A 14,628-nucleotide genomic window follows, 5' to 3' on the forward strand; every position below is an offset into this window, starting at 1 on the left:
ATTAAACTACGCCAGCGCGCAGCATGTCGTGCATATGTAACACACCTAACAATTGGTCACCATCGGCAACCATCACACAGGTAATGTGTTTTTCCTGCATTAAATTCAGTGCGTCGACCGCCAGCAGGGAAGGGCGCACGCGCACGCCGCCGGTAGTCATCACTTCGGCAATGGACGCGTTATTGATATTGACGCCCATGTCGAAAATGCGGCGTAAGTCACCGTCGGTAAAGATGCCTTCGATTTTCATTAAATCGTCGCAGATGACGGTCATTCCCAAATTCTTGCGGGTAATTTCCAGCAGGGCATCACGCAGAGACGCGTCGCGGCTGACGTGCGGGATTTCGTCACCGGAGTGCATGATATCGCTCACGCGCAGCAAGAGCTTGCGACCGAGTGCTCCGCCAGGGTGCGACAGGGCGAAATCTTCCGGTGTGAAGCCGCGCGCTTCCAGCAACGCGACGGCCAGCGCATCGCCCATCACCAGCACGGCGGTAGTGCTGCTGGTCGGGGCCAGCCCGAGCGGGCAGGCTTCTTTCGGAACACGCACGCAAAGGTGTACATCGGCGGCTTTTCCCATGGTACTTTCGGGATTGGCGGTCATGCAGATAAGTGTGATGTCCAGGCGTTTTAATACCGGGATCAGCGACAGAATCTCGTGCGCTTCGCCGGAGTTGGAGATCAGGATCACGACGTCTTGTTTGGACACCATGCCCAAATCGCCGTGGCTGGCTTCGCCCGGATGTACAAAGAACGCCGGTGTGCCGGTGCTGGCGAAGGTCGCGGCCATCTTGCGGCCGATGTGACCTGATTTGCCCATCCCCATCACCACGACTTTGCCGGTACAGGCGAAAATCATTTTACAGGCGCGAGTGAAATCGCCATTAATGTATTGATCTAACTGCTCAAGTCCTTCACGTTCTGTTTTCAGCACTTCACGTCCGACAGCCTGGAAATCAAAGTCGGAGGCGAGGGTATCGTTAGCCATAGTCAATTCCTGACAGAGTTCAAAGGCCGATGCTGTCCGGTTGAAGGAACAGCACTGCCATATAGGCGATAAATCCACAGAGCAATAGTGCGCCCGCAACGTGACCGATACGATGTTTGCGCATCAGGCACAGACCGGAGAGCACGATACTGACCGCCAGCATCACCCAGTAATCGCGATGAAACGCATCCGGGTTGAACGAGCCTGGCGCCACCAGCGCGGGTAATCCCAGCACCAGACAGGTATTAAAGATATTCGCGCCGATGATATTACCCAGCGCGATATCATCTTCACCTTTGATGGCACCGGCAATAAACGTCGCCAGTTCCGGCAGGCTGGTCCCGATGGCGATGACCGTCAGGCCAATCACCAGCTCGCTGACACCAAAATAACGTGCAATAACCGTACTGTTGTCGACAATCATCCCGGACGCCAGCGGCATGATGATAAAGCCCAATGCCAGCCATAAAAACGCCACGGTATTACTGCTGTCGGAAGGAAGCTCAGACATCTGCTCGTAAGTCAGCGTATCCAGCCCTTCTTTTTCGGCCGCGCGGGCAATTTTTATCGCCAGCATCATAAACGCGGCGGCACTGGCCAGCAGCAAAACACCGTCAAAGCGACTAAGCTCTCCGTCACTTAACAGAAAACCACACAGTCCTGTGACCAGTAACAATAGAGGGAGTTCGCGGCGTAATATATCAGAACGAACGGAAAGTGGATGAATCAGGGCTGCACCGCCCAAAATCAGAAGAATATTAATGATATTTGAACCAATTGCGTTTCCAACCGCCAAATCCATTTGATCATTGATGGCGGCGGTGGTGGAAACGACCAGCTCCGGAAGGGATATGCCGACACCGACTACGGTAATGCCGATGATAAGCGGCGGCATGCCTATCGAGCGTGCTAATACTGCGGCTCCGTACACCAGACGATCGGCGGCATAAACAAGAAGTAAGAGGCCGACAATCATCAGTACGATAGCGAGAAGCATGCAACATCCTTTATTGGGTATAATGCGAGGTTCGTTGCCCGTTCAGGCAGGCGATTCCTTCGTCAACATAAGTTAAGGCAATATTTTGTACGAAAACGGCGCCAGCAGGTTCCTGTATGTTAGACGATGAAGGCTTTTATCATAAAATGGTAATTCGTTGATTTTGACCGTCTGTGGCGGAAAAGTAAATCGATGGCAACTTTGGTAACGAAACTGGGGTAAGTTTTTGTAAAAATACCAAAGTTATACAACACGGCTTGCGGGCCAGACGTATTCTTAGCGAAAGTAATTTAAGCGGAAGTCGTCTTTAGCGAAGGCATTCCGAAGGGATAAACGAATGAGTCAAAGCGAGTCGAATCTGGTTGAGATCAAAGGCATGAGTTTTGTGCGCGGCGATCGTCCCATTTTCGAAGAGATAAACATGACGGTCCCACGGGGTAAAATTACCGCCATTATGGGGCCTTCAGGGATCGGTAAAACGACGTTGCTGCGCCTTATCGGCGGTCAGCTGACGCCTGACAGCGGTGAAATCTGGTTCGACGGAGACAATATTCCCACTCTTTCGCGCCGTAAGCTTTATGAATCCCGCAAGAAAATGAGCATGTTGTTTCAGTCCGGTGCATTGTTTACTGACCTCAATGTGTTCGAGAATGTGGCGTTTCCGCTGCGCGAACACAGTAAATTGCCCGAAGCGTTATTGCGCAGCACCGTGACCATGAAACTGGAAGCGGTGGGTTTGCGCGGTGCCGGCGAACTGATGCCTGCTGAACTTTCCGGTGGGATGGCGAGGCGTGTTGCCCTGGCGCGTGCGATAGCACTCGACCCGGAACTGATCATGTTCGATGAACCCTTTGTGGGACAGGATCCGATCACCATGGGCGTCCTGGTCAAGCTGATTGACGAGCTGAACCATGCGCTGGGTGTCACCTGTATCGTGGTTTCCCATGATGTGCCTGAAGTTCTGAGCATCGCGGATTATGCGTATATCGTGGCTGCGCAACATGTCATTGCTGAAGGAACGCCTGAGGAGCTGCAAAACAATCCTGATCCGCGCGTTCGCCAGTTCCTTGACGGTATCGCCGATGGACCGGTGCCTTTCCGTTTCCCGGCCGGTGATTACAAAGCAGAGTTGCTCGGATAATGGAGTTTCCTATTTATGTTAACTAAGGCGCTCGCCTCAGTCGGACGTCGCGGGATACAAACCTGCGTGTCTTTTGGCCGTGCGGGCCTGATGCTCTTTCGGGCATTGGTCGGTAAGCCACAATTCGCCAAGCAGTGGCCTTTGCTGATTAAGCAACTCTACAGCGTGGGCGTGCTTTCCCTGTTGATTATCCTGGTGTCCGGTCTGTTTATCGGCATGGTGCTGGGATTACAGGGCTATTTGATTTTAACCACCTACAGCGCTGAAGCCAGCCTGGGCATGATGGTTGCGCTCTCTTTGCTGCGCGAACTGGGCCCGGTGGTCACCGCGTTACTGTTTGCCGGGCGCGCCGGGTCTGCATTAACCGCAGAGCTGGGTCTGATGAAAGCGACAGAACAAATCTCCAGTCTTGAAATGATGGCGATCGATCCGCTGCGCCGCGTTGTGGCACCGCGTTTCTGGGCCGGTCTGATTTCCATGCCTCTGCTGACAGCGATTTTTGTCGCGGTGGGGATTTGGGGCGGATCGCTGGTCGGTGTTGACTGGAAAGGGATCGACAGCGGTTTCTTCTGGTCAGCGATGCAAACCGCTGTAGACTGGCGGACTGACTTGCTTAACTGTCTGATTAAAAGCCTTGTTTTCGCTATCACCGTGACCTGGATTGCGCTGTTCAACGGCTATGATGCGATACCGACATCCGAAGGGATCAGCCGGGCAACGACACGTACTGTAGTGCATTCGTCACTGGCGGTGCTGGGATTAGATTTTGTGCTGACAGCACTGATGTTTGGAAATTAAAATCATGCAAACGAAAAAGAGTGAAATCTGGGTAGGCGCATTTTTGATTATCGCATTGATTGCGGTGGTTTTCCTGTGCCTTAAAGTGGCGGATATCCGCTCTATTGGTTCGGATCCGACCTACCGAATCTCTGCGGACTTCGACAACATCGGTGGCCTGAAAAGCGGCTCGCCGGTGAAAGTGGGTGGCGTCGTTATCGGCCGCGTTAGCAGCATTACGCTGGATAAAAACTACTCTCCGCGTGTCGAAATGGACATCGACCAGAAATACAACCAGATCCCGAGCACCAGTACGCTGGCTATCCGTACCTCCGGTTTATTAGGCGAACAATTCCTGGCGCTGAACATTGGTTTTGAAGACCCGGAAATGGGAACGACTATCCTTAAAAATGGTGGCGTGATTCAGGACACCAAATCGGCGCTGGTTCTCGAAGATTTGATTGGACAGTTCCTGTACAAGAGCGGTGATGGCAAGGCGGATCCTGATGCGGGTGATACCACCGCTGCGCCAGCGTCAGAAGAGAAGACCGCGCCAGCACCTGACGCGAACACGGCTCCGCAACCGGCTGCCCATTAAGAATTGGCTCACGGATTCTCCACAAAAGAGGAAATAAGTATGTTTAAACGTTTAGTTATCGCTGCGCTGCTGGTGGTTATGGCCCCGATGGCCAATGCTGCTGTGGATAAAACCAATCCGTACAGCGTGATGAATGAAGCGGCAAGCAAGACTTTCACCCGCCTCAAAAATGAACAGCCAAAAATCAAGCAGGATCCTAACTATCTGCGTCAGGTCGTGCGTGACGAACTGCTGCCTTACGTGCAAATCAAATATGCCGGTGCACTGGTGTTAGGCCGTTATTATCAGCAGGCGACGCCTGCACAGCGTGATGCTTACTTCGCTGCGTTCAGCGACTACCTGCAACAGGCTTACGGCCAGGCGCTGGCGCTGTACAACGGCCAGAGCTATCAGGTTCAGCCAGAACAGTCCTACGCCGACAAAGACATCATTGCTATCCGCGTGACCATTACCGATCCAAACGGTCGTCCTCCGATTCGCCTGGACTTCCAGTGGCGTAAAAACAGCCGTACCGGTGAGTGGCAGGCTTATGACATGATCGCCGAAGGCGTCAGCATGATTTCCACCAAGCAAAACGAATGGGCGGATATCCTGCGTCAGAAAGGGATTGATGGTCTGACTGCGCGTCTGAAACAGGCTGCAGCACAACCGATTACGCTGGACCAAAAATGAGTGACGCACTGCGCTGGGAATGCCAGCCGCCCTTGCTGACATTGCATGGCGACCTGGATCGCGAAACGTTGTTGCCGGTCTGGGATGCGCGGAAAACGCTGCTCGCTGGCGTGACGCGTCTGGACGTTTCCGGTCTGGCGCGTGTGGATTCTTCCGGCCTGGCGTTGCTGGTACATCTGCGTCAGGAGGCCAGCCAGCAAGGTGCGTCCCTGACCGTGGAAGGCATCACCGATCGGCTGAGTACGCTTATCGCGCTGTACAACCTTCATGACATTATTCCGGCCAACACCGACGCAGTGCCGGTGAGTCAATAATAGTGAATGGTTACGGCAAGTTAGCGACGCTGCCGTGAACCCCTGACGTCATGACCTCAAAGCCCCTGTGCGAAACTCTTCCTCAGGGGCTTTTTCGTGGTTTAAGATTTGCCCCGATCCCTATAAGATACCGGGCTGTTATGATCCTTCAGAAGAATTGATCCCTATGGAAACGAATGAAATTAAAGACGTGCTGATGAACGCATTGGCACTGGAAGAAGCACACATTACTGGCGATGGCAGTCATTTTCAGGCCATTGTCGTTGGTGCGATGTTTGATGGCATGAGCCGCGTGAAAAAACAGCAGACCGTTTACGCCCCGCTGATGGAATACATCGCCGACAATCGAATTCATGCACTGTCTATCAAGGCGTATACCCCTGAAGAATGGGCGCGTGACCGTAAACTGAGTGGGTTATAAGACTGTCGGGCAGCCGGCAGCTTCCTCGTCATTGACTTGTATTTGAACCTCATAAAAGAGAGCAGTCACAATGGATAAATTCCGTGTACAGGGTGGGACTCGCTTAAGTGGCGAAGTCACCATCTCTGGTGCAAAAAATGCAGCACTTCCTATTTTGTTTGCCGCACTGCTTGCTGAAGAGCCGGTTGAACTTCAGAACGTTCCTTATCTGAAAGACATCGATACCACGATCAAACTGCTCGGTCAGTTGGGTACCAAAATTGAACGCAACGGTTCTGTGTTTGTTGATGCCAGCGGTGTGAATGAGTTTTGTGCGCCGTACGACTTAGTGAAAACCATGCGTGCCTCCATCTGGGCGCTGGGTCCGCTGGTCGCGCGTTTTGGTCGCGGTCAGGTTTCCCTGCCGGGTGGCTGTGCGATTGGCGCACGTCCGGTTGACCTGCACATCAGCGGTCTGGAACAGCTTGGCGCAACGATCGTGCTGGAAGAAGGCTATGTGAAAGCTTCTGTTGATGGTCGCCTGAAAGGCGCGCACATCGTGATGGATAAAGTCAGCGTGGGCGCGACGGTAACCATCATGAGTGCGGCGACACTGGCCGAAGGCACCACCATTATTGAAAACGCCGCGCGTGAGCCGGAAATTGTCGATACTGCCAATTTCCTTAATACGCTGGGCGCGAACATCACTGGCGCAGGCACCGATAAGATCACCATCGAAGGCGTTGCACGTCTGGGTGGCGGTGTGTACCGCGTGGTACCTGACCGCATCGAAACCGGGACTTTCCTGGTGGCGGCGGCGATTTCCGGTGGTAAAGTCACCTGCCGCGAAGCTCGCCCTGATACGCTGGATGCCGTTCTGGCAAAACTGCGTGAAGCGGGTGGCGATGTCGAAGTGGGCGAAGACTGGGTCAGTCTGGACATGCATGGTAAACGCGCCAAAGCCGTCACTTTCCGTACCGCGCCTCACCCTGGCTTCCCGACTGACATGCAGGCGCAGTTCAGCCTGCTGAATCTGGTGGCTGAAGGGACCGGCGTGATCACCGAGACAATCTTCGAAAACCGCTTCATGCACGTGCCTGAGCTTATCCGTATGGGGGCTCACGCTGAAATTGAAGGCAGCACCCTGATTTGTCATGGTGTTGAGAAACTGTCAGGTGCTCAGGTGATGGCGACCGATCTGCGTGCATCAGCCAGCCTGGTTCTGGCGGGTTGTATCGCTGAAGGCGTAACCGTAGTTGACCGTATTTATCACATCGACCGGGGTTACGAGCGTATCGAAGATAAATTGCGTCAGCTGGGCGCTAAAATCGAGCGCTTTAAAGGCGAGTAATGACTCAGGCCTGAAGCAATAAAAAAGCCGGAAGGGGAAACCTTTCCGGCTTTTTTGTTTGTGTAATATGCGGTCAGTGGTCGGGATATTCCTGCACCGTGACGTGCAGCGTCAGCTTGTCGCCGTTTCGCATAATCTCTACCGGGATCACCGTGCCAGGGCGTATTTCTGCCACCTGGTCCATCGTTTCAATGGCGGAGACGGCAGGCTTATTATTGACGTTTACAATCACGTCACTGACCTTCATACCGGCATTCGCCGCCGGACCGTTTGCCGTCACTTCGTTCACGACGATGCCCTGAATACGATCCAGCCCGCTGTTCGGCCCGTGCAGAGGAGAAACTTCCCGTCCGCTGATGCCGATATAACCGCGGATCACACGCCCGTCGCGGATCAATTTGCCCATCACTTTGGTTGCAAGAGCCGTCGGAATTGCAAAGCCAATGCCTTCCGGCGTCGCGCCGTCATTGCTCTGGTCAAAGGATAATGTATTGATGCCCACCAGTTCACCCAGTGAGTTCACCAGCGCCCCGCCGGAGTTACCCTGGTTGATTGATGCATCGGTTTGCAGGAAGTTCTGGCGGCCGGATGGGCTGAGGCCGATACGGCCCGTGGCGCTGATGATGCCCTGCGTCACTGTCTGGCCGAGGTTGTAGGGGTTACCGATCGCCATAACAATATCGCCGACGTGCGGATTACGGTTCGGGTTGATCGGGATTACCGGCAGGTTACCGGCGTTGATTTTCAGCACCGCGAGGTCAGTCAGGCTGTCGGAACCGACCAGCAATGCTTCGAAAACCCGGCCATCCTGCAATGCGACGATGATCTGATCGGCATTGTTGATCACATGTTTGTTGGTGAGGATATAACCGCTGTCATTCATGATCACGCCGGAGCCCAGCGTGCGGATCTGTAATTCGTTTTGCGAGCTGTTGCCCATGTTGCGGTTGTACACATTGACTACCGCGGGCGCAGCGTGGCGTACACCGGCGTTATAGCTGACCGGTTCTTCGCTGGTTTGATTGAAGTTACGCTCAAAAAGCGGTTCTGTGATCTTTTTACGCAGCATAGGGACCGCCGCCAGCAAAAGGCCGGCAACAATCAGTCCGATAATGGCGGATCTCAATAGCTTAACAAACATGAGTGTATGGGGTGCGAGATGAAAAGTGACTGAAGAATAGCACGACTTAATCGGACGCAGCAGCATCTGCGTCCGATTTTCAACGCTTTACGGCATCAGCAGGTACATATTTTGCCCTTTGCGCAGAATGCTCAGGGCGATCAGGTCCGGTTTGGTTTCAAGGATCTTGCGTAAGGCTGCCAGATTGTCGATGGGTTCACGGTTAACACCGATGATCACATCGTCTTTCTCCAGGCCCACCTGCTCTGCCGGTGTGCCTTTCTTCACGTCATCGACCTGAACACCTTTGCCTGTCTTAGCGTCCACATCACTGAGCGTAACGCCCTGTAAGGCTGGGTTGATTTTCTCGATGCTGACTTCCACTGCTGGGCTCTGGGCCAGTGTGACACTCACCGTCATCGGTTTGCCTTCGCGCAGCAAACCAATCTGCATCACGACGCCCGGACCGGCAGTACCGACTTTGGCGCGCAGTTCTGCGAAGCTGCTGAGCGTTTTACCCTGCAACGTAATCAGCACGTCACCGGATTTAATGCCCGCTTTGGCTGCCGCAGAATCTGGCAGCACTTCATTGACGAACGCCCCACGCTGGCTGTCCAGCTTGAAGGCCTGCGCCAGTTCGGGGGTCATTTCACTGCCTCGGATGCCCAGCAGGCCTCGTTTGACCTCGCCAAACTCAATCAGCTGATGGCTCAGATTTTTCGCCATGTTCGCCGGGATCGCAAACCCAATACCGACGCTGCCACCCTGAGAAGAGATGATTGCGGTATTGATCCCGATGAGCTCACCTTTCAGGTTAAGCAATGCACCACCGGAATTTCCCCGGTTAATGGAGGCATCGGTCTGGATAAAGTTCTCCAGCCCTTCGAGATTCAGCCCGCTGCGCCCGAGTGCCGAGACGATACCGGAGGTGACGGTCTGCCCAAGCCCGAACGGGTTGCCTACTGCGACCGCGAAATCGCCGACCTGCAAGGCATCAGAATCGGCCATTGCGATTTGCGTCAGGTTTTTCGCATCAATCAGTTGGATCACGGCGATATCTGACTGGTCATCTTTACCAATCAGTTTTGCCTTGTACTCGCGGCCATCGTTGAGCTGGACGGTAATTTTATCCGCATTGTTCACAACGTGATTGTTGGTGAGAACGTAACCTTTTGCGGCATCAATGATCACGCCGGAACCCAGCCCTTCGAACGGCTGTGCACCCTGATTAGGCTCAGGATCTTGCTGACCAAAGAAGAATTTGAATTCCGGAGGAACGTCAGTGCTTGGCGGTTGCGTTCCGGAAACCTGAACGCCGACGACCGCGGGCAAGACTTTTTCAAGCATCGGCGCCAGACTTGGCAGCGGTTGCCCTTGTACAGCCATTGGCAAAGCGGCACTTGCCATCGGCGCAGAAGCGAAGGTTAATCCAAGGCTAACAGCTAACACACTGAGCAAAAATGACTTTTTCTTCATCAGGATAACTCTCTCGCTTTCTGTAATGGGCGTCTTTTACGGACAATCGAACGATGATTCACAGCACGGGAAGGGTCAGGTCTGGAGAACGGTGCATGCGCAGGGCATGCACCGTATTTGTCCCGGCGCCGGAGAACTGCGGGGCCGGGCAATCGCGTCTGTTATTTGCGAACAGGACGCTCGCCACGCAGCAGACCCGATGCACCATCGGAGTAATCGCGTGGCATCTGCACAGGTGCCTGATCGTTATCGGCTTCAGAACCGGTCAGACGGTAGTTGAACGGATTATCTTGCTGTGGCAAGTCCGGCAACAGGTTGTTGGAGCTCTTCGCCATGTGCTGATAAAGCTGACGGTAATCCGTCGCCATGTTATCGAGCAGTTCTGCGCTGCGCGCAAAGTGGCCTGTCAGTTCCTGACGGTATTCGTCGAGTTCTGCTTTGCTTTTCTCCAGCTCATTTTTCATCACTTGCTGATCGCGTAATTGACGATTGCCAAAGCGCATCGCCACCGCACCAATCGCGATACCGACCACTAATCCAATGAGTGCATACTCCCAGGTCATAATGACTCCTATTTTGACTTCGTTGTCCCGCAGGGCTTTTTCACGTAACTTTTATGACTTAACTTTTTTACACAATGGTTTTAACGTAATTGTCACACGCATTCGTCATGCAATAGCTCCACTATAACCGTTAACCTTGTCCGAGTGGAATCCTGCCGTCACAATCACCGCGGTCCGACGCTTTTTTCACGCGCAGACTGAGGGTAAAAGCGGCGAACAGACGGCAAAAAAGCGGCGAAACGACGTGAAAAACGTAAAATTTTTTTCTCAGGGACGTTAACTAACATGCAACCCAAATCACCCCTTATCCTTTATCAGAACGCCGTAGATGCCGGAGAGTTCCAGCCGGACGCCGTTCAGAAGCAGGCCGTCGCCCAGCTCGATGCCATTTATCAGGCGCTGAGTGCCAACACTGCGCCCATCGCTCAACCCGCCAGCCGGGGAGGGCTGCTCGGTCGCCTGTTCGGCAAAGCACCGGTAAAAACCGCGCAACGCCCGGTTCAGGGCTTATATATGTGGGGCGGAGTAGGGCGAGGCAAGACCTGGCTGATGGATCTTTTTTTCCACAGTTTGCCGGGCGAACGCAAACTGCGGCTGCACTTCCACCGCTTTATGTTACGCGTGCATCAGGAACTGACCCAGCTTCAGGGGCAGGAAGATCCGCTGGAAGTGATCGCAGACCGCTTTAAAGCTGAAACCGATGTGTTGTGTTTCGATGAATTCTTTGTTTCCGATATCACCGATGCCATGCTGCTGGCGACGTTGCTGCAGGCGCTTTTTGCCCGTGGTATTACGCTGATCGCCACCTCCAACATTCCGCCGGATTTGCTTTACCGTAACGGCCTGCAACGTGCACGCTTCCTGCCAGCCATTGATCTGATTAAAGAATACTGCGACGTACTTAACGTTGATGCAGGAATCGATTACCGTCTGCGCACGCTGACGCAGGCGAATCTGTGGCTGTCACCGGCGGGAGCGCAAACCGCCGATGCGATGCACTCCATGCTTGGAAAACTGACCGGAAACCACAGTGGTTCCGCCAATGAACGGCCTGTGCTGGAAGTGAATCATCGCCCGATGCAGGCCATTGCGGCCGTCGATGGCGTCCTGGCAGTGGAGTTCCATACGTTGTGTGAAGAAGCCCGCAGCCAGCTCGATTACATCGCACTGTCGAAAATCTATCACAGTGTGTTATTGCATAACGTCCCGGTGATGGGAGCCGACAGCGAGAATGCCGCCCGCCGTTTTCTGGCACTGGTCGATGAATTCTATGAACGCCACGTGAAACTGGTGATCTCCGCTGCGGTGCCGATGTTTGAAATTTATCAGGGCGAGCGGCTGAAGTTCGAATACCAGCGCTGCCTGTCGCGCCTGCAGGAGATGCAAAGTGAGGAATATCTGAAGCGGCCTCATCTGCCCTGATTGTTAGCTGATTATTTTTTGTTCTATTTGTGATATAAAAGACCCGGTACAGCCTGCATAGCGAACCTTCAGACGGCCCTGAGGGAAATCTTCCTTTTTGTCGAAAAAGGGTTCGATTTTTGCAGGAGACTTCTCTATAATCTTGCGACCCCACGTTACTACAAAGTTTTTTTCCCGAAACTTTATAAGTGCCAGCATTGGCTATTCGAAGGGGTAGGTTTGCTGGACGATGGTCGTGTGAACCTCAAATACTTATTTTATAAACAAGTAAGCGTTCGGGTGTTCGCCAACGTGTAACTTTAATTGGGTAAGCTTTTAATGAAAACTTTTACAGCTAAACCGGAAACCGTACAACGTGACTGGTTCGTAGTTGACGCTACCGGCAAGACCTTAGGTCGCCTGGCCACTGAACTGGCCCGCCGTCTGCGTGGCAAACATAAAGCGGAATACACTCCGCACGTTGATACTGGTGATTACATCATCGTTCTGAACGCAGAAAAAGTTGCTGTAACCGGCAACAAGCGTAACGACAAGATTTATTACCATCACACCGGCCACATCGGTGGTATCAAGCAAGCGACCTTTGAAGAGATGATCGCTCGCCGTCCTGAACGCGTGATCGAGCTCGCGGTTAAAGGCATGTTGCCAAAGGGCCCGTTGGGTCGTGCAATGTACCGTAAAATGAAAGTTTACGCGGGTAACGAGCACACTCATGCGGCGCAACAACCGCAAGTTCTTGACATTTAATTCGGGATTATAGGCAATGGCTGAAAATCAATACTACGGCACTGGTCGCCGCAAAAGCTCCGCCGCTCGTGTTTTCATCAAACCGGGTAGTGGTAACATCGTAATCAACCAGCGTAGCCTGGAACAGTACTTTGGTCGTGAAACTGCCCGCATGGTAGTTCGTCAACCACTGGAACTGGTCGATATGGTTACTAAATTTGACCTGTACATCACTGTTAAAGGTGGTGGTATCTCCGGTCAGGCTGGCGCTATCCGTCACGGTATCACCCGTGCACTGATGGAATATGACGAAAATCTGCGTGGCGAACTGCGTAAAGCAGGCTTCGTTACTCGCGATGCTCGTCAGGTTGAACGTAAGAAAGTCGGCCTGCGTAAAGCACGTCGTCGTCCTCAGTTCTCCAAGCGTTAATTTTCTGCTGCTCATGCAGCACAGTGCTACGGCACGAAAATCAACGTCAAAAACCCGGTGCTACACCGGGTTTTTTTATGCCCGTCATTCCGCCAGGGCGTGTGTAAAACAGGCATTAATGATTTTCAGACACACAATTCACCACGAAATCATCTCGCCGTCCCCACAGCACGCGTAAAATCTGGTAAACTATCACACACTTTTGTGCCTATTCGCCGAGCAGTTGACGTTGCCGCGCTTCCTGGTTGGGTTCGCCCTGCCAACGGTTGTCTATGAAACTACGGAACAAAAACTGCAGGCTGGCGATAAAATGATTGTTCAGGATAGCAGCCTGACAGTTGGCTATTCGCTGTATAATTCTAGATAACTTGGAGGTTTTCATGGCTGTCGCTGCCAACAAACGTTCGGTAATGACGCTGTTTTCCGGCCCGACCGACATTTTTAGCCATCAAGTACGTATCGTACTGGCCGAAAAAGGTGTCAGTGTCGAGATTGAGCAGGTTGAGATGGATCACCTGCCGCAGGATCTTATTGACCTCAACCCCTATCGCACCGTGCCAACGCTGGTCGATCGTGAGCTGACCCTGTTCGAATCCCGCATCATCATGGAATACCTTGATGAGCGCTTCCCTCATCCACCACTGATGCCGGTTTATCCGGTTGCACGTGGTGAGAGCCGTCTGATGATGCACCGCATCGAAAACGACTGGTACTCTCTGATGCGTCAGGTTGAACAAGGCACTGCTGCTGAAGCTGATGCAGCACGTAAGCAGTTGCGCGAAGAGCTGCTGGCGATTGCGCCAATCTTCTCTTACATGCCTTATTTCAAAAGTGAAGAGTTTAGCCTGGTCGATTGCTACCTGGCACCGCTGTTATGGCGTCTGCCAGAGCTGGGTATTGAGCTGTCCGGTACCGGTTCTAAAGAGCTGAAAGGCTACATGACCCGCGTATTCGAACGTGATGCATTCCTGGCTTCTCTGACCGAACCCGAGCGCGAAATGCGTTTGCATACACGAGGTTAAGGTATGGAGATGAACGACATGTCTCCGCGCCGGCCTTACCTGTTGCGGGCCTTTTATGAGTGGTTACTCGATAACCAGCTCACTCCGCACCTGGTGGTTGATGTCACGATGCCCGGCGTCATGGTTCCGATGGAGTTTGCTCGTGACGGACAAATTGTTCTGAACGTTGCACCTCGCGCCGTCGGTAATCTTGAACTGGGTAATGACGATGTACGTTTCAACGCCCGCTTTGGCGGTGTGCCGCGTAATGTGTTCGTGCCGATTGCCGCTGTACTGGCGATTTATGCCCGTGAAAACGGGGCTGGAACCATGTTCGAGCCTGAACCGGCTTACGAAGCTGAAGGTGCCTTCGCGGGTAACCTGAGCAACGATGAGACATCAGAACCGACTATGTCAGTGATTGACGGTGATTTACCGGATGTCACGGAAGAAGGCCCTGATGACGAGCCACCTGCGCCACCACGCGGTGGACGCCCGGCATTACGCGTCGTTAAGTAACACGTCGTCGAATGAACCCAGGTTTTCTGTAAAGCCTGACAAAAACCCTGCGTTGATACGCGGGGTTTTTTATTGCCTGTCCCTGCCTGTCTCTCCTTTCGCCAGTGCGTAATGGCTGTGTTATGATTCAAAA

At 53.2% G+C, this 14,628-nt stretch carries 17 protein-coding genes; 12 read left to right on the forward strand and 5 right to left on the reverse strand.

What is annotated here, in order from left to right; all coding sequences use genetic code 11:
• Position 1 precedes the first annotated feature (1 nt).
• The gene (gene kdsD / locus ACQZQY_RS07420; RefSeq protein WP_056776264.1) at positions 2–988 is read right to left on the reverse strand and encodes an arabinose-5-phosphate isomerase KdsD; all 987 of its coding nucleotides are present in this window, start codon (positions 986–988) and stop codon (positions 2–4) included.
• Positions 989–1,007: 19 nt separating this feature from the next.
• Entirely contained in the window at positions 1,008–1,985 is a 978-nt protein-coding gene (locus ACQZQY_RS07425) for a calcium/sodium antiporter (protein ID WP_431296856.1), read from the reverse strand.
• 337 nt (positions 1,986–2,322) lie between these two features.
• Between ACQZQY_RS07425 and mlaF the strand changes: the two genes are divergently transcribed.
• The 7 genes from mlaF (at position 2,323) to murA (ending at position 7,238) form a co-directional block, all read left to right on the forward strand.
• Positions 2,323–3,126, forward strand: coding sequence for a phospholipid ABC transporter ATP-binding protein MlaF (gene mlaF, locus ACQZQY_RS07430; protein ID WP_056776271.1), 804 nt, complete (start codon positions 2,323–2,325; stop codon positions 3,124–3,126).
• Between the two features lie 15 nt (positions 3,127–3,141).
• Positions 3,142–3,924, forward strand: coding sequence for a lipid asymmetry maintenance ABC transporter permease subunit MlaE (gene mlaE, locus ACQZQY_RS07435; protein ID WP_112169205.1), 783 nt, complete (start codon positions 3,142–3,144; stop codon positions 3,922–3,924).
• Between the two features lie 4 nt (positions 3,925–3,928).
• Complete coding sequence (gene mlaD, locus ACQZQY_RS07440; protein WP_056777186.1) at positions 3,929–4,501, forward strand: outer membrane lipid asymmetry maintenance protein MlaD; 573 nt, start codon at positions 3,929–3,931, stop codon at positions 4,499–4,501.
• A 39-nt stretch (positions 4,502–4,540) separates the two neighbouring features.
• Complete coding sequence (gene mlaC / locus ACQZQY_RS07445) at positions 4,541–5,173, forward strand: phospholipid-binding protein MlaC (RefSeq protein WP_056776278.1); 633 nt, start codon at positions 4,541–4,543, stop codon at positions 5,171–5,173.
• Positions 5,170–5,487: a lipid asymmetry maintenance protein MlaB gene (mlaB, locus tag ACQZQY_RS07450; protein WP_431296857.1), complete on the forward strand. Its 318-nt coding sequence runs from the start codon at positions 5,170–5,172 to the stop codon at positions 5,485–5,487. The genes mlaC and mlaB overlap by 4 nt, the downstream gene beginning before the upstream one ends.
• Positions 5,488–5,653: 166 nt before the next feature.
• Positions 5,654–5,908 (forward strand): BolA family iron metabolism protein IbaG, encoded by a 255-nt coding sequence (ibaG, locus tag ACQZQY_RS07455; RefSeq protein ID WP_056776285.1) that lies wholly within the window; start codon positions 5,654–5,656, stop codon positions 5,906–5,908.
• 70 nt (positions 5,909–5,978) lie between these two features.
• Positions 5,979–7,238, forward strand: coding sequence for a UDP-N-acetylglucosamine 1-carboxyvinyltransferase (murA, locus tag ACQZQY_RS07460; RefSeq protein ID WP_122094450.1), 1,260 nt, complete (start codon positions 5,979–5,981; stop codon positions 7,236–7,238).
• Positions 7,239–7,311: 73 nt separating this feature from the next.
• Here murA and degS read toward each other — a convergent pair whose 3' ends face one another.
• The 3 genes from degS to zapG form a co-directional block, all read right to left on the reverse strand.
• Complete coding sequence (degS, locus tag ACQZQY_RS07465; protein ID WP_056776293.1) at positions 7,312–8,379, reverse strand: outer membrane-stress sensor serine endopeptidase DegS; 1,068 nt, start codon at positions 8,377–8,379, stop codon at positions 7,312–7,314.
• Positions 8,380–8,466: 87 nt separating this feature from the next.
• Entirely contained in the window at positions 8,467–9,834 is a 1,368-nt protein-coding gene (gene degQ, locus ACQZQY_RS07470) for a serine endoprotease DegQ (protein ID WP_431296858.1), read from the reverse strand.
• 161 nt (positions 9,835–9,995) lie between these two features.
• The gene (zapG, locus tag ACQZQY_RS07475) at positions 9,996–10,397 is read right to left on the reverse strand and encodes a Z-ring associated protein ZapG (RefSeq protein WP_056776302.1); all 402 of its coding nucleotides are present in this window, start codon (positions 10,395–10,397) and stop codon (positions 9,996–9,998) included.
• A 285-nt stretch (positions 10,398–10,682) separates the two neighbouring features.
• Between zapG and zapE the strand changes: the two genes are divergently transcribed.
• From zapE to sspB, 5 genes are all read left to right on the forward strand, one after another.
• Complete coding sequence (gene zapE / locus ACQZQY_RS07480; RefSeq protein WP_056776305.1) at positions 10,683–11,819, forward strand: cell division protein ZapE; 1,137 nt, start codon at positions 10,683–10,685, stop codon at positions 11,817–11,819.
• Positions 11,820–12,137: 318 nt separating this feature from the next.
• Entirely contained in the window at positions 12,138–12,566 is a 429-nt protein-coding gene (rplM, locus tag ACQZQY_RS07485; protein ID WP_013577239.1) for a 50S ribosomal protein L13, read from the forward strand.
• Positions 12,567–12,582: 16 nt separating this feature from the next.
• Positions 12,583–12,975 carry a 30S ribosomal protein S9 gene (rpsI, locus tag ACQZQY_RS07490; protein WP_056776311.1) on the forward strand — a complete coding sequence of 131 codons (393 nt, stop codon included), beginning with the start codon at positions 12,583–12,585 and terminating at the stop codon, positions 12,973–12,975.
• 380 nt (positions 12,976–13,355) lie between these two features.
• Entirely contained in the window at positions 13,356–13,997 is a 642-nt protein-coding gene (gene sspA / locus ACQZQY_RS07495; RefSeq protein ID WP_056776315.1) for a stringent starvation protein SspA, read from the forward strand.
• Positions 13,998–14,000: 3 nt separating this feature from the next.
• Entirely contained in the window at positions 14,001–14,495 is a 495-nt protein-coding gene (gene sspB / locus ACQZQY_RS07500) for a ClpXP protease specificity-enhancing factor (protein ID WP_056776320.1), read from the forward strand.
• Positions 14,496–14,628 lie beyond the last annotated feature (133 nt).

The organism is Rahnella sp. PAMC25559, assembly GCF_050632365.1.
Classification (GTDB): domain Bacteria; phylum Pseudomonadota; class Gammaproteobacteria; order Enterobacterales; family Enterobacteriaceae; genus Rahnella; species Rahnella rivi.